The organism is uncultured Enterovirga sp. (assembly GCF_964242715.1).
In the GTDB taxonomy this organism is placed as follows: Bacteria; Pseudomonadota; Alphaproteobacteria; order Rhizobiales; family Beijerinckiaceae; genus Enterovirga.
In genome coordinates this window covers 1-19,750 of the sequence record NZ_CAXTAZ010000019.1, presented here as the reverse complement: position 1 = coordinate 19,750, position 19,750 = coordinate 1, and the positions used below count along the sequence as shown (strand labels likewise).

The window sequence follows — 19,750 nt, the reverse complement described above, 5'->3', positions numbered from 1 at the left end:
CAGGGAGGCAGCATGTCGGGAGTGTCGGGTGAGCGCCATGAGCGCGGCGGGCTCTATTTCGAGCAATTCGAGGTCGGCCACCTCTTCCGGCACGGGCTGACCCGGACCGTCACCCAGATGGACAACATGCTCTTCTCGAACATGACCCTGAACCCGCAACCCCTTCACATCGATGCGCATTTCTGCGCGACCGAGACGGAATGGGGGAAGCCGATCGTGAATTCCATGTTCACGATCGGGCTCGTGGTCGGCATCTCGGTGAACGACACCACGGTCGGCACCACCATCGGCAATCTCGGCATGACGGACGTGCGCTTCCCGGCGCCCGTCTTCGAGGGAGACACGATCCGGGTCACGACCGAGGTTCTGTCGGCCCGGTCGTCCAAGTCGCGTCCGGATGCCGGGATCGTCGAGTTCCACCATCGCGGGTACAAGCAGGACGGCACGCTGGTCGCGGAATGCCGGCGGCAGGCCTTCATGCGCAAACGCCCGCCCGCCGCCCCGAACTGATGACGGCCGACGCCGCCCGCGAATTACGCATCTATCTCGAGGTGGATGCCGGCGGATGGGACCCGGCGCTCGAGGCGAGGCCGGACGTCGTCGTCCTCGACATGTCGCGCGGAGGCGACGAGGTGGCCGCGGATTTCGGCGGGCTCGGGTCCCGCGTGGGGCCACCGCTCGTCTTTGCCGCGATCCCGGCGCTCGCATCGGGCCGGGCCGACGCGGCCCTCGACCGGCTGATGCCGCTCGCGCCGGACGGGATCGTCCTTCGCGGCTGCGTAGGGTCGCGGGATGTGGAGCATCTGTCGGCGAAGCTCGCCGTTCGCGAGGCCGAATGGGACCGCCCCGACGGCTCGATCTGGATCCTCGCCATGGCGGCGGATTCCGCCGCCGGCGTGCTCGCCCTGCCGACCTTTGCCGGCCGACGACACCCGCGGCTTGCAGGACTCGGTAGCGACCCCAATCGTCTGCGGGCCGAGATCCGCTGTCGCGACGATGCCCCGGCGCTGCGGGCCGCCTCCGCCACCTTGGTGCTGGCGGCGGCGGCGATCGGGACCGCGGCGGTCGCCCTCCCGGGGCGGACGGCCGACGAGCCCTGGCTCAGATTCGACGGCCTCCGGGCGCAGGGCTACCGGGCCGTCCTCCTGCGGGAGGCCGGCGAGGTCGAGGTGGCCCGCGAGGTGTTCGGGCCGGAGTGATCAGGCTTTCGTCGGACGGTTCATCGAGAATTTCGTCTCGGGCGTCGCCACGAAATAATCGTGATAGCCGCCCCGCATGATCGGCCGCATCGCGGCCGTGTCGACCAATCCGTCGACGATGAAGCGGTCCTCGATATGGACGCCGACCACCTGGCCGAGGACCATGAACTGGTCCATGAGCCGGCCGTCGACCGTGCTCATCTGGATCGTCTGGAGCCACTTGCATTCGAGGGCGGCCGAGGCCGCCGCCACGCGCGGGGTCGCGACGATCCGGGACGGCGAAAGATCGAGCCCGGCATAAGCCGCCTCGCTCTCCCCCCGGGGGAGCGGCGCCGAGGTGTGGTTCATCGCCTCGCGCAGATCCCAGGTCGCGAGATTGCAGACGAATTCCTTGGTCTCGTCGATGAAGGCGACGGCGTCCTTGTAGCCGTTCGACGAGAAGGCGACGACGAAGGGGTTCTCGCCCATCGCGTTGAAGAAGGAATAGGGCGAGAGGTTCAGCTCGCCCCGGGCGCTCAACGCGGTGATCCAGCCGATCGGCCGGGGGCCGATCAGGGCCTTGAGCGGATTGAACGGGAGGCCGTGGTCGTTGGCGGTCGCGTCGAAGAACATCGGATCCTCAAAGATGGGTGACGATGTCGGCGAGAACCGGCCGCGCCCGGTCGGCCGGGCGCTCCGTCGGTCGGCCGATATGGATGAAGCCGGCCATCGTCTCGGCGGGCTCGAGGCCCAGTCTGTCGAGGATGCGGCGGTCGAAGCAGATCCACTCGCTGAGCCAGGCCGTGCCGTAGCCCATCGCATTCGCGGCGACGACGAGGTTCATGCAGACCGCGCCGGCGGACATGACCTGCTCCCATTCCGGGATCTTCGGGTGCGGGCGGGCCCGGGACACGACCGCGACCACGAGCGGCGCGCGGGCGAGCCGGTTGCGTTCCGTGGCGAGGCGTTCGGGCGTGGCATTCGGCTCGTCGGCCGACACGGCCGCCGCGATCACCTCGCCCACCCGGTGGCGCGCCTCGCCCGCGATCACCAGGAAACGCCAGGGCACGAGCCGCCCGTGATCGGGGACGCGCGCCGCGATCGTCAGGAGATCCTCGAGTTCGGCCGGGCCAGGACCGGGCCCTTCGAGGTTGTGTGGTGCGACCGACCGGCGCGATCGCAGAAGTTCGAGCAAATTGTTCATCTTGCCTTCAGACGCTATGGCTGAAAAAGAGGAACGCCCGGCAGGCCATCGCATGCCAGCGCGATCCTTCTCGTGACCTCCCGTCATCGTTGGCCTGTTTTGGACGGCCTCGGAGCCTGAACATGGTAAGGGCGCGCCTCGGTGGCGGTCGAGCGAGGGCGAGCGGGTTTGACGTTTCGGGGGCGTGCCAGGCCGTGTCGGTGATGCCAAGTGGCGTGGCCTGTAATGCATCCGGCCTGCGGGTGTCGAGGACGACAGCGCAGCCGGGCGAGGTCTGACAGGTCATGCGCGTAGAGTTTGCCGGAGCTTACGGCGGGGGAACCATCCCGGCCGACCTCGCCTCGTCCCGACCGGACCGGGCTGCGGCTCATGGCGCCTGGGCGGCCAGGGAAGCCTGGGTCGCCTCGCTTGCCGTGATGGGGTTCTGGCTCGCCGCCGCGCTCGTCTGGCCACTGACCGGCAGCGTCGTGCCGTGGGATTCCAAGAACCATTTCTATCCCATGCTGCGCTTCCTCTCGGAATCGCTGGCCAGCGGGGAATGGCCGCTCTGGAACCCATATCATTTCAGCGGCCACCCGTCCGTGGCCGACCCGCAATCCCTCCTCTTCACACCGACGATGCTGCTTTTCGGCTGGCTCGTACCGAAGCCGTCGATGACGCTGTTCGACCTCGCGATCTTCGCCCACCTCCTCCCGGGCGCGCTCGCCATGCTGCTGATCTTCCGGAGCCGCGGCTGGCGTCCCGAAGGCGGCGTCGTCGCCGCGATGATCTTCGTCCTCGGCGGCTCCGCCTCGGCCCGGCTCCAGCATACCGGCATCATCTTCGGCTACGGTCTCTACCCGCTGGCCTTCTACCTTCTCGAGCAATCGCTCCGGCGACGCTCCTACGGCCTCGGCGCGATCTTCGCCGTGGTCGCGAGCCTAATGGTCGTCGGCCGCGACCAGGTCGCCTTCCTGTCCGGATTGTCGCTCGTCGCGCTCCTCGGCTATCACGCGTCGCAGTCCGGCCGCTGGGTTTCCTACCTGCGCGAGCGGCTCGGACCTCTCGCGCTCATGGCGCTGATCGGCGCGGCCCTGCTCGCTCTGCCGGTCCTGCTCACGGCCCAGTTCCTGACCACCTCGACGCGGCCTTCCTTCGGTTTCGGCGTCGCCGCGATGGGCTCGCTGCCGCCGGAGAGCCTCGCCACCATCCTGTTCGCGAACGTGTTCGGCTCGCTCCGGTGGACCTACGATTACTGGGGTCCGGACTGGCATTCGCTGTCGGAGGGGACCTGGACCGACCGGGCCACGAACTACCTGTTCGTCGGCACCATCCCGGCCGTGCTGATCCTGTGGCACGGGCTGGCCGGCGGGCGCCTCCTCGCGCGCGAGTTCCGCTTCTTCTTCTGGCTCGGCCTCGTCACGCTCGTCTACGCGCTCGGCCGCTACACGCCCGCCTTTTCCTTCATCTTCGACAGCCTGCCGGGTGTCGCCCTCTATCGGCGCCCGGCCGACGCGACCTTCCTGATCAACATCGTCCTCGCCTTCTCGGGCGGCTACCTCATCCACCGCTTCGTCCAGGATGGCGCGCCGCGCTTCTCCGCCTCACGGCGCTCGCTCCGGGCCGCAATCCTCGTCGTGCTCACCGTCGCGCTCGTCGTCGGCGCGATCGTGAGCGCCCTCCTCTTCGCCGTCAGGGGCCAGCATCTGGCCACGGCCGCCGGCGAGATCGCCGTCGCGATGCTGGCAGCCGGCGCCTTCGCCTGGCTCCTCGTCCGGACCGACGGCACCGCGCGCCGCCGGGCGATCGCCGCCGCCTGCATCGTGGCCGCCACTGGCGGCGAGCTGATCTGGCGAAACGCAGCTTCCGCGCTCAATGCCGAGCCGATCGACCGCTACGTTGCCTTCCGGACGCTTCCGCCCGACCAGGCGCAGGGCCTGCAGGTGCTCCGGACCGAACTCGCCAAGCGCCACGCCGCGGGCGAGCGTCCGAGGGTCGAGATCTTGGGGCTGACCGGCGGCTGGCAGAACGCCTCCATGGTCCTCCAGATCGAGGATACGATCGGCTACAACCCGCTCCGGCTCGCGGATTACGAACGCGCCATCGGCCCGGGCGAGAATGCGGTCGATCCCAACCTGCGCATGTTCCCGGGCACCTTCCGGGGCTATCGCTGCCGGCTTGCTGGTCTTCTCGGCCTCGAATACCTGGTTCTGGACAGGCCGGTCGAGAAGCTGCCGAAGCACTTTCCGCGCATCACCGCCGCGACGCTCCTCTACGGCGCGGGCTCGATGTGGGTCTATCGCCTGAGTCCGGGCGCGCCGCGGGCCTATCTCGCCACCCGGCTCGTCGCGGTGGATTCCGAGACCGTCCTCACGCAGGAGGAACTGCCGGAATTCGACCGCACCACCACGGCGCTGGTGGAACAGGAGCAGGTCGACGGATTGCAGGCGGATTACGGCCTCCGAGACGATTCGCCGGACGTCGCTCCCGTGGGCGGCAGCGTCACCATCCGGGACTATCGCCGCAATGCGGTCTCACTCGAGGTCGATAGCGACCGGAACGCCGTCGTGGTCCTGCACGACATCTATTATCCTGGCTGGGAAGCGACCGTTGACGGCAAGCCGGCCCGAATCCTTCGGACCAACCTCCTCTTCAGAGGTGTCGAGGTCGGGCCTGGCCGCCACGTCGTCGAGCTGCGGTTCCGCCCGCTCTCGGCCCGCAACCTCCTGGCTGCGGCGACCGGCATCGTGGGCGGACATGGCGCCGACGCGTCGGAACGGACCGAGCCTTGAGGCCGTGAAAGCCGTGGCCGTGGCCATCTCGGCGGCCGCGCTTTTCGCGTTGCATTCGGTGGCCTTGGCCCAGCCGATGCCGCCGCCCGCCTTTCGCGGATCGGGCCCTCCGCCAGGCAGCGCGCCGATCCTGCCCGCCCTTCCCACCGTGCCGGCCCCGACCATTCCGGGCGAGAGGTCGACGGGGCCCGAGACGCTGTCGCTCAGCGCCACCTTCACGAGCGGCGATTCGCGTCCGATCCGGTCCGGGCTGATCTGGCGCATCTACGAGGACAAGGGCGCCGGGGCGACGCCGCAACTCGTCTCGAAACACACCGTCCCGACCCCGACGGCCACGCTGCCGGCCGGCATCTACCTGGTCCACGCCGCCTACGGGCTCGCGAGCGCGACGAAGCGGATCACGATCTCGGGCGGACCGGTCCAGGAGCGGCTCGTGATCGGAGGCGGCGGCCTCCGCATCTCGGGTGCGATCGGCGAGGTGCCGATCCCGCCCGAGCGGATCAGCCTGTCCATCTTCCAGCCCCTGCCGAACGACAGCGAAGGCCGGCTCATCGCCTCGAATGTGAAGGCGGGCGACCTCGTCCGGCTGCCGGAGGGCAGCTACCACGTGGTCTCGACCTACGGGGAGTCGAACGCGATCATGCGGGCCGACCTCAAGGTCGATAGTGGCCGCATCACGGACGCGACCCTCAACCACAGAGCCGCGACCGTGACCCTGAAACTCGTCGCCCAAGAGGCCGGCGAGGCCTTTGCCGGGACGGCCTTCAGCATCCTGACACCCGGCGGCGACGTCATTCGGGAGGCGATCGGGGCTTTTCCGCGCGTGACGCTGGCCGAGGGCGAATACACGCTCATCGCCCGCCACGACGGCAAGGTCTATACGCGCGAGTTCAAGGTTGAGAGCGGCCTCGACCGCGACGTCGAGGTCCTGGTCACGCCCGGCTGAGATGGCGCGGCGGCCGCTCGTTCGTGCCGCGCCACCGGCCGTAGCGCCAGGGCCGGTACCAGGCCGCCTCCCCGGGCAGCTCTTCGCAGACGAAATCGAGCCCTTCCGTACCGCCGGGTCCGCAGCGGCAGAATCTCGCTGTGGCCATCCAGGCGCCAGGCCAGAGGCCGTGACGCCCGATCGCCTCGGAGGCATAGTCCGAACAGCTCGGTAGATGGCGGCAGGTTCGGCCGACGAGGCCCGACAGCGTCAGCTGGTAGCCCCGGATCAGGAGCCGGGCGGCCTGCCTGCCGGGCGCAAAGCTCACGCCGAGGCGGCCTCGGGCTCCACTGCGTCGGTCCGCTCGCGGGCGGCCTTGTCGAGCGCCTCGACCACGGCGTCGAAGGTCAGGAGCGTCGAGGCGTGGCGGGCCTTGTAGTCGCGGACGGGTTCCAGCACGGCGAGGTCTGCCCAGCGCCCGTCGGGCGGCGCGCCGCTCTCCTTCAGCATGCGGCGCATCTCGTCCCGAACCTGCCGGAGTTCCTCCGCGGTCGCACCGACGACATTCCGGGCCATGATCGACGACGAGGCCTGGCCGAGGGCACAGGCCTTCACCTCATGCGCGAAATCCGTAACCCGCTCGCCGTCAGTCGCGACATCCACTGTGACGGTCGATCCGCAGAGGCGCGAATGCGCCGTGGCGGTGGCGTCCGGCTGCCGCAACCGCCCGAGCCGCGGGATGTCGGCTGCGAGTTCCAGGATGCGTCGGTTGTAGATGTCGTCCAGCATGGAGGCGGCCATTTGCGGATCAGCGTCTTCCCACCCGATATAGGAAGCTCGGCGCCTCCGCGCGAGTCAGCGCGAGGGTGCCGCAGGGGATGCTTCATGGACGGGATCGTGTCGAAGGCGGAGCTGGAAGAGGGGACGGATTTGCGGCCCCGTTTCGGTCCGGACGGGCTCGTCACCTGCGTGGCGACCGAGGCCGGGACCGGCGAACTCCTGATGGTTGCCCACATGAACCGCGATTCCCTGGCCCGGACGATCGAGACCGGCGAGGCCTGGTACTGGTCGCGCTCGCGCGGCGCCCTCTGGCACAAGGGCGCGACGAGCGGCCAGGTCCAGCGCGTCCGCGAGATGCGGATCGATTGCGACCAGGATTCGGTCTGGATCAAGGTCACGGTCGGGGGCGACGGGGGCTGCTGCCACACCGGTCGCCGGAGCTGCTTCTACCGCGTCGTGGAACCAGGCACCGACGACAAGCCGGCCCGACTCACCTTCGCCGACGCTTGAAGCCTGAACAGCTACGTTCCGAGTTCAACGCAGGATGATCCTCAGGGCGGCCAAGCTTCCCATCGGCATTTCGGGCATCCATACGGCGCCTAACGGAACCGACAGCTCGATCAACGCACCATTCACGCCGCCTTCACGGTCTGGAAGGCATGGTGGCTGCGTTGGACGGGACGGAGGACCCGGGATGCTCCTCGACGGCTTCGCTCGCCTTGCCTTCGGACACGCCACGGATCCGCGCGTGGCGCCGCCGAAGGCGACCCATGCGGATTCGCGCCGCCTCCGGCTCGGGCTTGTCCTCGGCGGAGGGGCGGCACGCGGCTGGGCGCATATCGGCGTCCTGCACGTGCTGGAAGAGGCAGGGCTTCGGCCGGACGTGATCGCCGGCTCCTCCATCGGGGCCGTGGTCGGCGGATGCTACGCGGCCGGAAAGCTCGCCGCGCTCGAGGCCTTCGCCCGCACGCTGACCAAGCGCAGGATCATGGGCCTTCTCGACTTCCACATCGCCGGGTCGGGCCTGATCGGCGGCGACCGGCTACGAAAACTCCTCGACATGGATCTCGGTGACCAGCGGATCGAGGATCTCGGGATCCGCTTCGCGAGCGTCGCGACCGAACTGACCACGGGCCACGAGATCTGGCTCACGCGCGGAGCATTGGTCGAGGCGCTCGCGGCCTCCTACGCCCTCCCGGGCATCTTCGATCCCGTGCGGGTCGGCGGGCGCTGGCTGATGGACGGCGCGCTCGTCAATCCGGTGCCCGTCACGGTCGCCCGGGCGCTCGGCGCCGACCTCGTCGTCTGCGTGAACCTGAACGCCGAAATCCGGCTCCGCGGCACCGTGATCCAGACGCCGGCGCCCGACGAGGTCGTCGAAGCCGTGAGCGAGGAGCAGGGCACCCGGCGCTTCTTCGGCGGCGCCACGAAGCGGCGGAGCGGGGCACCCGGGATCGCCGCCGTGATGATCGACGCCTTCAACATCACCCAGGACCGCATCTCGCGATCGCGCCTCGCGGGCGATCCGCCCGACGTGATGGTCGCGCCGAAGCTGCAGCAGATCGGGCTCTTCGAATTCCATCGCGCGGCCGAATGCATCGAGCGGGGGGCCGAGGCGGCCCGCCGCGTCCTGCCCGACATCCGGGAGGTTCTGGGTGCTGCCTCCGCGGCCCGAAATCCCGATGCTCAGGCGGTCGCGATGTAGTCCCGGAGCGCCTTGTGCTCGGCCTCCATCTCGGCCAGCCGGTGCTTCACGAGATCCCCGATCGACACCATCCCGCCGAGACGCCCGCCCTCGACGACCGGGATATGGCGGAACTTGCCCTCCGTCATCACCGCCATCAGGGCCGGAACCGCGTCCGTCGCGGAACAGGTCGCAACCTCCGTGCTCATCCGGCGCGAGACGGGTTCGGCCAGCGCCTCCGCGCCGCTCTCGGCCAGGGCTTTCACCACGTCGCGTTCCGACAGAATGCCCCGAACCGTCCGGTCGCCATCCACCACCACGACGGCGCCGATCCGATGCCGGCTCAGCATGTCCACGACGTCGGCCAGCGTCTTGTCGGGCGTGATCGTGACCGTGTCGCGACCCTTTTCCGCCAGAATGTGCTCGACGCTCATCGATATTCTCCCTGCCGCCGCTCGTCGCCCGGCGGTGTCGGCAACATTGTCGCGAATGCGGCCGCGCCGTTCAAGCGCCGAACCCCCGGGGCGGCTCGGCGGCCGGCCCGGGATCGATGAACGGGAACAGGAGGAGCCCGACGACGAGCCCCCCGATATGAGCCTGCCAGGCGATGCCGGCGCCCTCCGCAATCCCGAGCGGCACGGCGATCAGGCCGAAGAGCAGGTTTCCGGCGAACCACACCGCCAGGAAGGTGAGGACGCTTCGGTGGCGGAGAAAGCTCCAGTCCGGGCCGGCGCGCCGGGGCAGAAGATGCTGGAAGGCGGCCATCCCTGACTCCGGCCGCCGGGCGAAGATGAAGGTCGCGGCCGCCGCCATGAAGCCCGACACGGACGCTGACGCCCCGATCATCGGCTGCGCGCTCAGGGGATCGGCGATCCATTGCGCCGTTGCTCCGCCGATCGCGGTCGCGGCCGCCAGCACGAGCGAGCGGAGGCCGCCAACCCGTCGCACGACCGGCGTGCCGAAGGCCGCGAGCCAGACGCCGTTCAGCGCGACATGCGTCCAGGAGCCGTGCAGGACGGCATAGCTCAGCCACGTCCAGGGATAAGCCCGTCCCTCCGCGGTCACGAACTGGGCCCACGCCACGCGAAAGGCGGATTGCGGGTCGGCCGCGTCGCGCCCGACGGCGCCCACCACCTCCTCCGGGGTCGCCCAGCCGAACGCGGCCGACCACGACGCCGGGATGAAGGAGAGGTCGACCAGGAGGTTGAGGTCGGTGACGTCGTCGAGCCAGGAGCGGATGCCTTGGATCGCGAAGAGGAGGCCGATCGCCACGAGGAGCCCGGTCGGCATGTTGATCGCGCGTTCGCGCGGCGCGGCTCCGTCGATCGGTCTCATCCGGGTCACCTTGGGCAGCCGCCGCCGATCCGACAAGTCGGGCCGGAGGGCCTGGGGATTAACCTTGATAAGCCCGTGCGGGGATCGCCCCGGGCGCCCGGCGTGTAGCCTGCACCTCACCGACCGAGTCGCGATTCCCCGTCCCGAGACGGGGCTCGCATGATCCGAAACGACGGCGAAACGCAGACGCGCCGGGCGGCCGAGTACCGAAATGAAACATACGACCTCGCGCATGCTCTTCGCCTATTGGGACGCGCTCCGGGGCGACCGGGCGGCGCCGGACCGCGGCGACATCCAGCCCGGCGGTATGCGCCACGTCCTCGCCGACACCTTCATGCTGGCGCAGGAGGAGGGATCGGGACCCTCGTTCCGCCTCGCCGGCACGCGCCTGCGGGCGCTGTTCGGGCGCGACCTGAAGGGCGAGAGCTTCCGCGAACTCTGGTCTCCCGAGGGCCGCCCGGAAGCCGACCATGTGATCCGGCTCGTGATCGGCGACACGGTCGGGGTCGTGATCGGGCTCCTCGCCACGAACGAAAACGAGTCGGAGCTTCCGCTCGAAATGCTGCTGTTGCCGCTCCGCCACCGCGGGCGCACGCAGGCCCGCATGCTCGGCGCGCTGTCGCCGGCCTCCATCCCGGCCTGGGCGGGCCTGGTGCCGATCCGCTCGATCGAGACGCGCTCGCTCCGCATCGTCCAGCCGAATCTCGACCCTGAACCGGACGAGGCCGTCTTTCCGCGTCCGTCGGCCGGTCGCCGGTCGCTCTTCGTGGTTCACGACGGGGGACGCATCTAACTCGCAGTCTTCACGGGTCGGTTGCATCGTGCGTTAACCGTCTCGCTCTATGCCTATCCGTCTCGCGATAGGATCGAGCCACCCGGAATGACCGCACAGCAGGCGAGAGCCCCTCGACTCGCAGCGCGCCGGCTCGAACGGCGCCGCCACCAACGCGTGCAGGTCGCCCTGCTCGGCCGCTACATGCTGGCCGACCGTCAGGAATATCCGTGCCAGACGATCGACGTGTCACCCGGCGGGGCGCTGATGATCGCGCCTGTCCGGGGCAAGATCGGCGAGCGCGTGGTCGCCTATCTCGAACATATCGGCCGGGTGGAAGGCGAGATCACGCGCCACATTCCGCAGGGTTTCGCCTTCTCGATCTCGGCCGCGATCCGCAAGCGCGACAAGATCGCCTCTCAGCTCACCTGGCTCGCCAACCGCCAGGCGCTCGGCCTGCCCGAGGATCGCCGACACGAGCGCATCGTGCCCCGGTCCCCGATGACGATCATCAAGCTTGAATCGGGCCGGGAGCTCGAGGCCCGCATCATCGACGTCTCGCTGTCGGGTTCCGCCATCTCGCTCGAGGTGACGCGGCCACCCTTGGGTGCGGCCGTGACGGTCGGCAGCACGAACGCGAAAGTCGTGCGTCACTTCCAGGGCGGCATCGCGGTCGAGTTCCGGCTCGCGCTCTCCCCCGACCGGCTGGACGAAAACATCATCCTCTGACCGCGGGTCGAGGCGGCCGGGTCTCTGCCGCCTCGCGCGACCGTCGTTCCGGGCAGGGTGCGCGCGGCAAGAACTGCGGGCCCGTCGGCAACACGCACGCCCCTGCTCCACGGAGCTGTCCACTAGCCTACCGGCCGTAGGTTCCGGGCTCTCGATTCCGGCAACGCTCCGAGCGGCGGGATGCGCACGCATGTCCGCACCCTCGATGCGCGAATTTCCGACGCCTTTTCCGAACCTGTAAAATCCTCCGTGTTTCGCAAGATAGCAGTTCAGCTTACCTCGCATCAAGAAATTGCGCGAAGCCGGTTCGCTCAAATTGTCGGTAATCGCTTCAGCTCAAAAGGATGGCCGCAGATCATGTTCTGCCCCGGGACAGGGGGAAGAACATGTTCAAGACGACGAAGACGATCATCTGGTCCGGCTGGCTGGCGATCGGTATCTTTGCAGGACTGGCCCCGGCCAATAGCCAGAGTTTCGCGTCGTTGCCGTCCGTCGTCGTGGCGGCGCCGGTCGGCGGCGAGGCCCGGCCGCTGGCGGGCTGGGCGGAGTTCTGCCGCCGGACGCCCGGCGAATGCGCGGTGGATACGAGCGAGCCAACCGTGGTCACGCTGACGCCGCGGATCTGGGCCACGATCACGGCGGTCAACCGCAGCGTCAACGGAAGCATCCGGGCCGTCACCGACGAGGACCATTGGGGCGTCGCGGACCGCTGGAATATCCCGACCGACGGGGCCGGCGATTGCGAGGACTTCCAGCTTCTCAAGCGCAAGCTCCTGGCCGAACAGGGCCTGCCGCGCCGGGCGATGCGGATGACGGTCGTGATCGACGAGAAGGGCGAGGGCCACGCCGTCCTGATGATCCGGACGAGCCGGGGCGACATCGTCCTCGACAACAAGACGAACGCCGCCCAGCCCTGGTTCGAGACCGGCTACGTCTTCGTGAAGCGGGAGAGCCACGACCGGATCGGCTGGGTGTCGCTCGGCGGCGCCACCTCTCCGACGGTGACCGCCAACCGCTGACAAGTTCGCTGGACCGGCCGGTCCCCCGTCCCATCCCTCGGCCGGTCAGGCGGGCAGAGCCGGTGCTACCCGCACCGGCTCCGCGACTTTGGAACCACACCCAAGCGGCAACGTTAACGACGCTTAAATTTGCGCCTTGAGCGCCGGCCGGCCGCGTGAGATCACGGTTAAGGAAACCCTAACCGGCCGGTGCGGCATGCGGACAAACGGTGTCGTCACGCGAGGATGGTCGCGCATTGCGGCCAATGCGGTCGCGGCCCTGTTCCTCGCCACGACGGCGGTCGCGACGAGCGGCATGCAGGCCGCCAGCCAAACCCTCGCCGCCCTGCCCAAATCCGGCTCGATCGGCCGGATCGAGGGCACCGGCATCGCCAATCCGGTGCGGGCCTGGACCAAGTTCTGCCAGACCTATGCCGGCGAATGCGACGTCGACCCGTCCGAGCCGGCCACGATCACCCTCACGCCGCGCCTGTGGAAGATGCTGACCACCGTCAACCGCCAGGTCAACGACGCGATCCGCCCGGTGACGGACATGGATCATTGGCGTGTCGTCGATCGCTGGGACATCCCGAGCGACGGCGCCGGCGATTGCGAGGACATCCAGCTTCTCAAGCGCAAGACCCTGGTCGAGCAATACGGCCTGCCCCGACGCGCGCTCCGCATGACGGTCGTGATCGACGACCAGGGCGAGGGTCACGCGGTGCTGATGGTCCGCACGAGCGAGGGCGAGCTGATCCTCGACAACAAGCGCAACGCCGTCCTGCCCTGGCACGAGACCGGCTATGTCTTCGTCAAGCGCGAAGGCCAGGACGGCCGCGACTGGGTGTCGCTCGGCGACCGGTCCTCGCCGATCACGACGGCGAACCGATAGGTCAGGCTGGCCAAACTGTCCTGCGTCCTTCGAGGCCCCGCTTCGCGGGGGACGTCAGGATGAGGAAGGTGGTGGAATCCACGCCCATCCTCATGCTGACGGGGGAGCCGAAGGCGAGCCTCGAAGCACGCAGGAAGGTCGAGCGCGGGCCTAGCTCCGCCCCCGATCTCGCTCAGTCCAGCCGCTTCAGGCCAGCCCGGAACCGCTTCCAATTCCGGACGTAGCCTTCGGCGGTCAGCCGAAGCCCCTCGACCGCGTCGTCGTCGAGCTCGCGGACTACCTTGGCCGGCGAGCCGACGATCAGGGAGCGGTCCGGGAAGACCTTGCCCTCGGTCACGAGCGCGTTCGCGCCGACGAGGCTGCCGGCCCCGATCCGGGCGCCGTTCAGGACGGTCGCGCCCATCCCGATCAGGACGTGGTCGCCGAGCGTGCAGCCGTGCAGGATGGCGTGATGGCCGATGGTGCAGCCGAGGCCGAGCCGCATCGGAAAGCCCATGTCGGTGTGGAGCATCGCGCCCTCCTGGATATTGGTGCCGTCGCCGAGCTCGATCATCTCGTTGTCGCCGCGGAGCACCGCGCCGAACCAGATCCCGACGTCGCGGCCGATCCGCACCTTGCCGATCACCTGCGCGTCGGGTGCGACCCAGAAAGCGTCATCCGGGGGGCATTCGGGGCCTATTCCGTCGAGGCTGTAGACCGGCATCGCTCATCCTGTTCGCGGCGCCCGGCACCGAAATGCCGGGCAGCCTCCCTGTCAAGCCGGCAGGAGCAGGAGGGCGGCGTCCAGCACGAGCCGGCCGCAGAGGAGGCTCCAGAACCCGGCGATCACCGTCGCGAGCACGACGCCCGCGACCGGCCGGCGGTCGATCCGCCGCCCCCGGATCGTGTTGCGGATGATGATGGCCGGCGCCGAGAAGACGAGGATCGGGATGCTGGCCAGGGCCCTGGCGTCGCCCGATTGCAGCAGGCCGAAGCTGATCGGCCGTTCCGCCAGGAGCTCGTAGGCGCTGGCGAGGAGTCCGGCAAAAGCGAAACCGAGACAGAGCGCCTTCAGGAGCTCGATGCTCGCGGGCGAAATGGACATGGGCGCGACCTCCGGGAAGGCCCTTGTCGCCCCGCATTTACCGAACGTTAAGCAAGGATTGCCGGGAGGGTTAACACCCGGCCGAAGGGCTCAGCCTTCGAGGTCCACGTCGAGGATCGGCATGGTCAGGACGAAGGAGCGATCGCCGTCCTCGTCGTCGAGCGAAACGGTGCCGATCTGCTCGTCGCCGAGATAGACGTCGGCCGAATCCGACTTCTTCGGCCGGGCCGCGATCTTGATGGATTTGTTGGCGAATTTCTCGCGCAGGTAGCGTTCCAGCTTCGCGATTTCGGTCTTGTCCACGTCACCTCCCACGAGCAGGCCAGCTGCAAGCCGCTCTGCGCGAAGCCTCTGAAGCCGAGCGATTGCCACGCCCTGCCGGCGGCGGCAAGCCTCAGCCGTCCTGCTTCTCGGACAGGATCTGGTCCATCGACCGGGCCGGCTCGGCACAGCCCGCCGTCCCGACCACTCGTGCCGGCACCCCGGCGACCGTGGTGTTGCGGGGCACCGCCTGCAGCACCACCGAGCCCGCCGCGACCCGGGCGCATTGCCCGACCTCGATATTGCCGAGGATTTTCGCCCCGGCTCCGATCAGGACGCCGCGGCGGATCTTCGGATGCCGGTCGCCCAATTCCTTGCCGGTGCCGCCCAGCGTGACGCCCTGGAGCATCGAGACGTCGTCCTCGATGACGGCGGTCGAGCCGACGACGAGGCCGGTCGCGTGGTCGAGAAAGAGGCCGCGGCCGAGCCGGGCGGCCGGGTGGATGTCGGTCTGGAACACCTCGGAGGCCCGACTCTGGAGGTAGAGCGAGACGTCGCGGCGCCCCTCCGTCCAGAGCGCATGCGCCAGCCGGTGCGTCTGGATGGCATGGAAGCCCTTGAAGTAGAGCACGGGCTCGATCAGGCGAGAGCAGGCCGGGTCGCGGTCCGCGACCGCCAGGATATCGGCCCTGAAGGCCTCGCCGAAGCTGCCGTCGCGCAGGTTCAGTTCGGAATAGATCTGCGCGATCAGTTCAGAGGACAGTGCCGGGTGGCCGAGACGGCTCGCGACCCGGTGGATCACGGCCGCCTCCAGGCTGTCGTGGTTCAGGATCGTGGTCACGATGAAGGTCGCGAGCGCGGGCTCGGCGCGGATCACGGCCTCGGCGTCCTCGCGCAGCCGACTCCATACCGGATCGATGATCCCGGCGAGCGAGTCGCTGTCGCGGCGCGTCAGGGTCTGGGACATGCGGCACCTCTCCGGCGTCTGACTAGCACGGGATCGTCGCATCCCGACATCACCCCGTCGTGACGGGGATCAGGGGGTAAGTCCGGCCAGGAACGCGACCACGCCCTCCTTGTGCACCCGATCTCCTACCGCGAGGTTGTGATCCCGACCGGGAATGTCCAGGGCTCGGGCATTCGGGAACAGAGCCGCGAGGGCGGCAGCGGGTCCCGCGATCTCGTCACGGGTACCGACGGACACGAGAGTTGGTGCCGTGATGCGAGCGACCTCCTCGGGAGACAGCACCTGACGGCTGCCCCGGATGCATGCGGCGAGAGCGACGAGATCGCTCCGATTCTGCTCGGCGAAGAGCCTGAACATGCGCTGCGTCGGGTCGGAAATCTGGTCGGCCGAGCGCGCCTCCATGGCATCCGCGATCCCGAGCGGCAGCCCTACGCCTTCGACAAGGTGAAAGCCGAGCCCGCCGAGGAGCAGGGCGCGCACGCGACCGGGGTGATCGAGAGCAACGTAGGCGGAGATACGGGCGCCCATCGAATAGCCCATCACATGGGCCTGATCGATGCCGAGATGGTCGAGGAGCCCGACTGCGTCCGCCGCCATCAGCCGGGTGTCGTAGGCGGCCGGATCGTGGAACTTGGTCGAGCCGCCATGGCCGCGATTGTCGAACGCCACGACCCGGTAGCCGGCTCGCGTCAGGGTTCCGGTCCAGGACGGCCCGACCCAGTTCACGACATGCGTCGAGGCGAAGCCGTGGATGAGGAGCATCGTTGCGGGATCCCCGCCGGCAGGCTGGGCCGGCGGCACGTCGACATAGGCGATCTCCGCCTCGCCGATCCGGGCGAGCTTCACCTCCGGCGCGCTCACGAGCGGCCCTCAGGCCAGCCGAGCATTGCCGCCCTGCTGTCCGCGTGCGAGACAGCCGGCCGGGCCGGGACGGCCCCATTTCGGCATCCGGCGAGGCTTGGCGCATGGCGGTTTCGGGCGTTCCGCATTTCCACAACGATCCGGGTGTTCGCGTGATCCATGTCGGATCGCGGGAGTTCATGTGCATCGGGGCAAAGCCGCCCTTCGACCATCCGCATATCTTCATCGACACGGGCGGCGAGGACGAGGCCATCTGCTCCTATTGCGGCACGCTCTACAAGTTCAAGAGCACGCTCTCCGCCGGCGAGGCCGACCCGCAGGCCTGTCTCTGGAACGACCGGGCGGCCTGAGGCCGCCGCGAGGCGCGAACCGGTGCGGATCGCGATCGCCGGGGCCGGGATCGGCGGCCTCACCTCCGCGCTCGCCCTCGCGGGATCCGGCCATTCCATCACGGTCCACGAGCGCCGCACCGGTTTCGGCGAGACCGGGGCCGGGATCCAGCTCTCGCCGAACGCGACCCGCATCCTCCTCGACCTCGGCCTCGGTCCCGCGCTGAACCGGGCCGCCTGCGAACCCGGCCGCGTCCTCGTCCGCTCGCTGCGCAACGGGCGCGAGATCGGCAGCGTCGCGCTCGGCCCGGCCATGCGGGAGCGGTTCGGCGCGCCCTTCCTCCTGATCGCGCGGGCGGACCTGCATACCGCCCTCCTCGACGCCGTCCGGAGCCGGCCCGACATCCGCCTTCGCATCGGCCGGAGCCTCGTCTCGCTCGAGAATGGCGCGGAGACGGTCCAATTGGCCCTCGCCTCGGAGAGCGGAGCGCAGGAGACGGCCGAGGCCGACCTCGTGGTCGGGGCGGACGGGCTCTGGTCGCAGATGCGGGCCGGGATCGGCGATGCCCGGCAGCCGCGCTACGGCGGCTATGCCGCCTACCGCACGACCTTGCCGATCGAGGTGCTGCCGGAAGGTTCCCTGCGCGAGGAGGTCGGGCTCTGGCTCGGCCCGGCCCGGCATATCGTCCACTATCCGATCGCGGGCGGGAAGCTGCTCAACGTCGTCGCGCTGGCGCGCCGGCCGGAACCGATCGAGGGCTGGTCGCGCGACGAGGAGCCGGCGCGGCTGCTCGAACTCTTCGCCGGCCGGCACCGGGACGTGAACCGCCTCCTCGGTGCCGCGACGCGCTGGTCCGCGTGGTCGCTCTACGAACTCCCCGTGCGCGAACTCGCGCTCGGCCGGGTGGCCCTCGTCGGCGACGCCGCCCATCCCGTCCTGCCCTATCTCGCCCAGGGCGGCTCGCTCGCGATCGAGGATTCGGCTCATCTCGCCGCGCGTCTCGGCCAGAATGCCGCGAACGTGCCAGCGGCGCTCGCCCGCTACGGCCGCGAGCGGATCGGCCGGGTCCGCAAGGTACAATCGCAGGCCCGGCGGAACGGCTTCGCCTACCACGCCGGCGGCCCGGTCGCCTTCGCGCGCGACCTCGTCATGCGCCGCCTCGGGCCGTTCGGCATGACGGAACGCTACGCCTGGCTCTACGATTGGCGCGTGCCGCCCGCCTGACCCGGCCCTTGATCGCGGGCCGTGACGGCCATACTGCCGAGGCATGCGGACGTGGCGAAACTGGTAGACGCAAGGGACTTAAAATCCCTCGGGGTTACCCCCGTGCGGGTTCGACCCCCGCCGTCCGCACCAGCCCCGCCGTGTACACCTCAGGAGGTCGGTGCCGTCCGATAATAGGCGTCGACCTTCTTGCCGTATTCGTCGTCGACGAACGGGTCGGGGCCCACTCCGTGATGGGGCGCGTCGGCGAGCTTGGTCTTGTCGATGTCGACGACGTAGCCGCCGAGCCGGACGTCGTAGGTCAGCGAACGCCAGGGCAGCGGGTGGTAGTTCTCGCCGAGGCCCAAAAAGCCGCCGAAGCTCATGACGGCGTAAGCGACCTGGCCCGAGACCTTGTCGACCATGAAGTTCGAGATCGTCCCGATCTGCTCGCCGGCCCGGTCGTAGACGGCGGTGCCCTCGACCTTGCTGGAGGAGATCAGGCGGCGGGTCTCGTCGGTCGCGACGACCTCGCCGCTGGTGGGATCGAGTTCGATCGTGCCGGGTGTCCGGATGGCGCGTTCGTTCGGCAGGGCTGTCGGCAGGTCGGTCGGCATCTCTGTGTCCCTCGTTCGGGCGGTCAACGAACGAGGCGGCAGCGGGTTCGCCTAGGGTTTTAGCCGGCCCAGGACCGTGACGACGCCGGCCGCGGTTCCGCGCAGGACCACCACCTCGCCCTCGGCGGGATAGACCCCGGTCAGCGCCGTGATGTTGACCTGGTGCGTCACGAGAAGGAGGGCCGTGTTGCGGTCGCGCCATCCCGCGACGAGCGCCCGCACGGAATCGGTCTGGCCCGGCCCGGCCTCGCGTTCACCGAAGAAAGAATCGAGCGCCGAATCGGGTGTGAGCCCGACCTCCGGAAAGGCCAGCGCCGCCGTGTCGAAGGCCCGGCACCAGCGGCTCGACCTCACCTCCGTGACGGGCACACGCTCCTGGCGAAAGCGCGCACCGAGCGCGACCGCCTGGCTACGGCCCGCGGCGTCGAGGTTGCGTTGCGAAGCGCAATCGCCGAGCCGGAAGCCGGCCGGGTCACCGGTCCCGGGCGCCCGGGCGTGGCGCACCATGGCGACGACCCCGCCGTCCCGCAGCGCGGACCAGAGTTCGCCACCCTCCGCCGCGCGAGCACTGACGGCGGACAGGATCAGTCCGAATGCGAGAAGCGCCGTTTTGATCATGCCTGCCTGCTTTCCTTGAGCCTACGACGTTTTCGACGAGCACCCGTTCCGACACGGCTCCGTGATGAGCGGCCGGACAGCGCGCCGGGCCGCAAAGCGCTTGACCCCCTGGCGAGCCCTCGTCCACATTCGCCTGAGAACAGTTCGAAGCGGTCGGGACCGCGAGGCCGCCCTTCAAGGTGGCCGCCAAGGAGAGCACATGGCGTCCGTGTCGATGACAGTGAACGGCAAGGCCGTGTCGGGCGAGATCGACCCGCGCACGCTGCTCGTTCAATACCTGCGGGAGAATCTCCGGCTCACCGGCACCCATGTCGCCTGCGACACGAGCCAGTGCGGCGCCTGCGTGGTCCATCTCGACGGCGAGGCGATCAAGGCCTGCACGATCCTTGCCGTCCAGTGCGAGGGCGCCGAGGTGCTGACGATCGAGGGGCTCGCCAACGGCGCCGAGCTGCACCCGATGCAGGCGGCCTTCCGCGAGCATCACGGCCTGCAATGCGGCTTCTGCACGCCCGGCATGATCATGACCGCGGTCGACATGGTG

General features: G+C 69.2%; 26 protein-coding genes and 1 tRNA gene. 14 read left to right on the top strand and 13 right to left on the bottom strand.

The features are described 5' to 3' along the window. Positions 1–12: 12 nt before the first annotated feature. Together ACFE87_RS11475 and ACFE87_RS11470 are read left to right on the top strand one after the other, a co-directional pair. Positions 13–510: a MaoC family dehydratase gene (locus tag ACFE87_RS11475; RefSeq protein WP_375459764.1), complete on the top strand. Its 498-nt coding sequence runs from the start codon at positions 13–15 to the stop codon at positions 508–510. Next, positions 510–1,199, top strand: a complete 690-nt coding sequence (locus tag ACFE87_RS11470; protein WP_375459763.1) for a hypothetical protein — start codon at positions 510–512, stop codon at positions 1,197–1,199. Before ACFE87_RS11475 ends, ACFE87_RS11470 begins: the two co-directional genes overlap by 1 nt. On the opposite strand, the gene ACFE87_RS11465 is transcribed toward ACFE87_RS11470, so the two are convergent. Then, positions 1,200–1,811: a flavin reductase family protein gene (locus tag ACFE87_RS11465; protein WP_375459762.1), complete on the bottom strand. Its 612-nt coding sequence runs from the start codon at positions 1,809–1,811 to the stop codon at positions 1,200–1,202. Positions 1,812–1,818: 7 nt separating this feature from the next. Continuing rightward, positions 1,819–2,382: a nitroreductase gene (locus ACFE87_RS11460; RefSeq protein ID WP_375459761.1), complete on the bottom strand. Its 564-nt coding sequence runs from the start codon at positions 2,380–2,382 to the stop codon at positions 1,819–1,821. A gap of 284 nt (positions 2,383–2,666) precedes the next feature. Between ACFE87_RS11460 and ACFE87_RS11455 the strand changes: the two genes are divergently transcribed. Continuing rightward, the gene (locus ACFE87_RS11455; RefSeq protein WP_375459760.1) at positions 2,667–5,153 is read left to right on the top strand and encodes a YfhO family protein; all 2,487 of its coding nucleotides are present in this window, start codon (positions 2,667–2,669) and stop codon (positions 5,151–5,153) included. Continuing rightward, positions 5,119–6,099: a hypothetical protein gene (locus ACFE87_RS11450; protein ID WP_375459759.1), complete on the top strand. Its 981-nt coding sequence runs from the start codon at positions 5,119–5,121 to the stop codon at positions 6,097–6,099. The genes ACFE87_RS11455 and ACFE87_RS11450 overlap by 35 nt, the downstream gene beginning before the upstream one ends. Here ACFE87_RS11450 and yidD read toward each other — a convergent pair. Both yidD and ACFE87_RS11440 read right to left on the bottom strand, forming a co-directional pair. After that, the gene (gene yidD, locus ACFE87_RS11445; RefSeq protein WP_375459758.1) at positions 6,086–6,406 is read right to left on the bottom strand and encodes a membrane protein insertion efficiency factor YidD; all 321 of its coding nucleotides are present in this window, start codon (positions 6,404–6,406) and stop codon (positions 6,086–6,088) included. The two genes, ACFE87_RS11450 and yidD, sit on opposite strands and share 14 nt — an antisense overlap. Next, positions 6,403–6,867 carry an iron-sulfur cluster assembly scaffold protein gene (locus ACFE87_RS11440; protein WP_375459822.1) on the bottom strand — a complete coding sequence of 155 codons (465 nt, stop codon included), beginning with the start codon at positions 6,865–6,867 and terminating at the stop codon, positions 6,403–6,405. The genes yidD and ACFE87_RS11440 overlap by 4 nt, the downstream gene beginning before the upstream one ends. 96 nt (positions 6,868–6,963) lie before the next feature. Here ACFE87_RS11440 and hisI point away from each other — a divergent pair, with 96 nt between their 5' ends. Together hisI and ACFE87_RS11430 are read left to right on the top strand one after the other, a co-directional pair. Continuing rightward, on the top strand, positions 6,964–7,368 hold the full coding sequence (gene hisI / locus ACFE87_RS11435) for a phosphoribosyl-AMP cyclohydrolase (RefSeq protein ID WP_375459757.1): 405 nt from the start codon (positions 6,964–6,966) through the stop codon (positions 7,366–7,368). 184 nt (positions 7,369–7,552) lie between these two features. Beyond that, entirely contained in the window at positions 7,553–8,563 is a 1,011-nt protein-coding gene (locus ACFE87_RS11430) for a patatin-like phospholipase family protein (protein WP_375459756.1), read from the top strand. Here ACFE87_RS11430 and ACFE87_RS11425 read toward each other — a convergent pair. Both ACFE87_RS11425 and ACFE87_RS11420 read right to left on the bottom strand, forming a co-directional pair. Then, positions 8,545–8,976 (bottom strand): CBS domain-containing protein, encoded by a 432-nt coding sequence (locus tag ACFE87_RS11425; protein ID WP_375459755.1) that lies wholly within the window; start codon positions 8,974–8,976, stop codon positions 8,545–8,547. The genes ACFE87_RS11430 and ACFE87_RS11425 overlap by 19 nt on opposite strands. A 70-nt stretch (positions 8,977–9,046) precedes the next feature. Then, positions 9,047–9,877: a rhomboid family intramembrane serine protease gene (locus tag ACFE87_RS11420; RefSeq protein ID WP_375459754.1), complete on the bottom strand. Its 831-nt coding sequence runs from the start codon at positions 9,875–9,877 to the stop codon at positions 9,047–9,049. A 211-nt stretch (positions 9,878–10,088) separates the two neighbouring features. On the opposite strand from ACFE87_RS11420, the gene ACFE87_RS11415 reads away from it, so the two are divergent. The 4 genes from ACFE87_RS11415 (at position 10,089) to ACFE87_RS11400 (ending at position 13,268) form a co-directional block, all read left to right on the top strand. Beyond that, positions 10,089–10,670: a PAS domain-containing protein gene (locus ACFE87_RS11415; RefSeq protein WP_375459753.1), complete on the top strand. Its 582-nt coding sequence runs from the start codon at positions 10,089–10,091 to the stop codon at positions 10,668–10,670. 87 nt (positions 10,671–10,757) lie between these two features. Further along, a complete protein-coding gene (locus ACFE87_RS11410; RefSeq protein WP_375459752.1) occupies positions 10,758–11,378 on the top strand; it encodes a PilZ domain-containing protein in 621 nt (206 codons plus the stop codon). 386 nt (positions 11,379–11,764) lie between these two features. Next, positions 11,765–12,397, top strand: a complete 633-nt coding sequence (locus ACFE87_RS11405) for a transglutaminase-like cysteine peptidase (RefSeq protein WP_375459751.1) — start codon at positions 11,765–11,767, stop codon at positions 12,395–12,397. A 196-nt stretch (positions 12,398–12,593) separates the two neighbouring features. Further along, positions 12,594–13,268, top strand: coding sequence for a transglutaminase-like cysteine peptidase (locus ACFE87_RS11400; protein ID WP_375459750.1), 675 nt, complete (start codon positions 12,594–12,596; stop codon positions 13,266–13,268). A 172-nt stretch (positions 13,269–13,440) separates the two neighbouring features. Here ACFE87_RS11400 and ACFE87_RS11395 read toward each other — a convergent pair whose 3' ends face one another. The 5 genes from ACFE87_RS11395 to ACFE87_RS11375 all read right to left on the bottom strand — a co-directional run bounded on the left by ACFE87_RS11395 (position 13,441) and on the right by ACFE87_RS11375 (position 16,441). Beyond that, complete coding sequence (locus ACFE87_RS11395; protein ID WP_375459749.1) at positions 13,441–13,971, bottom strand: gamma carbonic anhydrase family protein; 531 nt, start codon at positions 13,969–13,971, stop codon at positions 13,441–13,443. Between the two features lie 51 nt (positions 13,972–14,022). Further along, on the bottom strand, positions 14,023–14,352 hold the full coding sequence (locus tag ACFE87_RS11390) for a DUF6949 family protein (protein ID WP_375459748.1): 330 nt from the start codon (positions 14,350–14,352) through the stop codon (positions 14,023–14,025). A 90-nt stretch (positions 14,353–14,442) separates the two neighbouring features. Beyond that, positions 14,443–14,655, bottom strand: coding sequence for a DUF3126 family protein (locus ACFE87_RS11385; RefSeq protein WP_375459747.1), 213 nt, complete (start codon positions 14,653–14,655; stop codon positions 14,443–14,445). A gap of 91 nt (positions 14,656–14,746) precedes the next feature. Next, positions 14,747–15,580: a serine O-acetyltransferase gene (gene cysE / locus ACFE87_RS11380; RefSeq protein ID WP_375459746.1), complete on the bottom strand. Its 834-nt coding sequence runs from the start codon at positions 15,578–15,580 to the stop codon at positions 14,747–14,749. A gap of 69 nt (positions 15,581–15,649) precedes the next feature. Beyond that, the gene (locus ACFE87_RS11375; protein ID WP_375459745.1) at positions 15,650–16,441 is read right to left on the bottom strand and encodes an alpha/beta fold hydrolase; all 792 of its coding nucleotides are present in this window, start codon (positions 16,439–16,441) and stop codon (positions 15,650–15,652) included. Between the two features lie 104 nt (positions 16,442–16,545). Between ACFE87_RS11375 and ACFE87_RS11370 the strand changes: the two genes are divergently transcribed. The 3 genes from ACFE87_RS11370 (at position 16,546) to ACFE87_RS11360 (ending at position 18,127) form a co-directional block, all read left to right on the top strand. Continuing rightward, positions 16,546–16,791, top strand: coding sequence for a zinc-finger domain-containing protein (locus tag ACFE87_RS11370; protein ID WP_375459744.1), 246 nt, complete (start codon positions 16,546–16,548; stop codon positions 16,789–16,791). A gap of 22 nt (positions 16,792–16,813) precedes the next feature. Further along, positions 16,814–17,995 carry an FAD-dependent monooxygenase gene (locus ACFE87_RS11365; RefSeq protein ID WP_375459743.1) on the top strand — a complete coding sequence of 394 codons (1,182 nt, stop codon included), beginning with the start codon at positions 16,814–16,816 and terminating at the stop codon, positions 17,993–17,995. Between the two features lie 45 nt (positions 17,996–18,040). Beyond that, positions 18,041–18,127, top strand: a tRNA-Leu gene (locus ACFE87_RS11360). A 17-nt stretch (positions 18,128–18,144) separates the two neighbouring features. Here the strand turns inward: ACFE87_RS11360 and ACFE87_RS11355 are convergent. Further along, on the bottom strand, positions 18,145–18,579 hold the full coding sequence (locus tag ACFE87_RS11355; protein ID WP_375459821.1) for a PRC-barrel domain-containing protein: 435 nt from the start codon (positions 18,577–18,579) through the stop codon (positions 18,145–18,147). A 63-nt stretch (positions 18,580–18,642) separates the two neighbouring features. Beyond that, the gene (locus tag ACFE87_RS11350) at positions 18,643–19,209 is read right to left on the bottom strand and encodes a histidine phosphatase family protein (protein ID WP_375459742.1); all 567 of its coding nucleotides are present in this window, start codon (positions 19,207–19,209) and stop codon (positions 18,643–18,645) included. Between the two features lie 199 nt (positions 19,210–19,408). Between ACFE87_RS11350 and ACFE87_RS11345 the strand changes: the two genes are divergently transcribed. Next, positions 19,409–19,750: (2Fe-2S)-binding protein (locus ACFE87_RS11345; RefSeq protein WP_375459741.1), on the top strand; the 342-nt coding region annotated here is incomplete at its 3' end.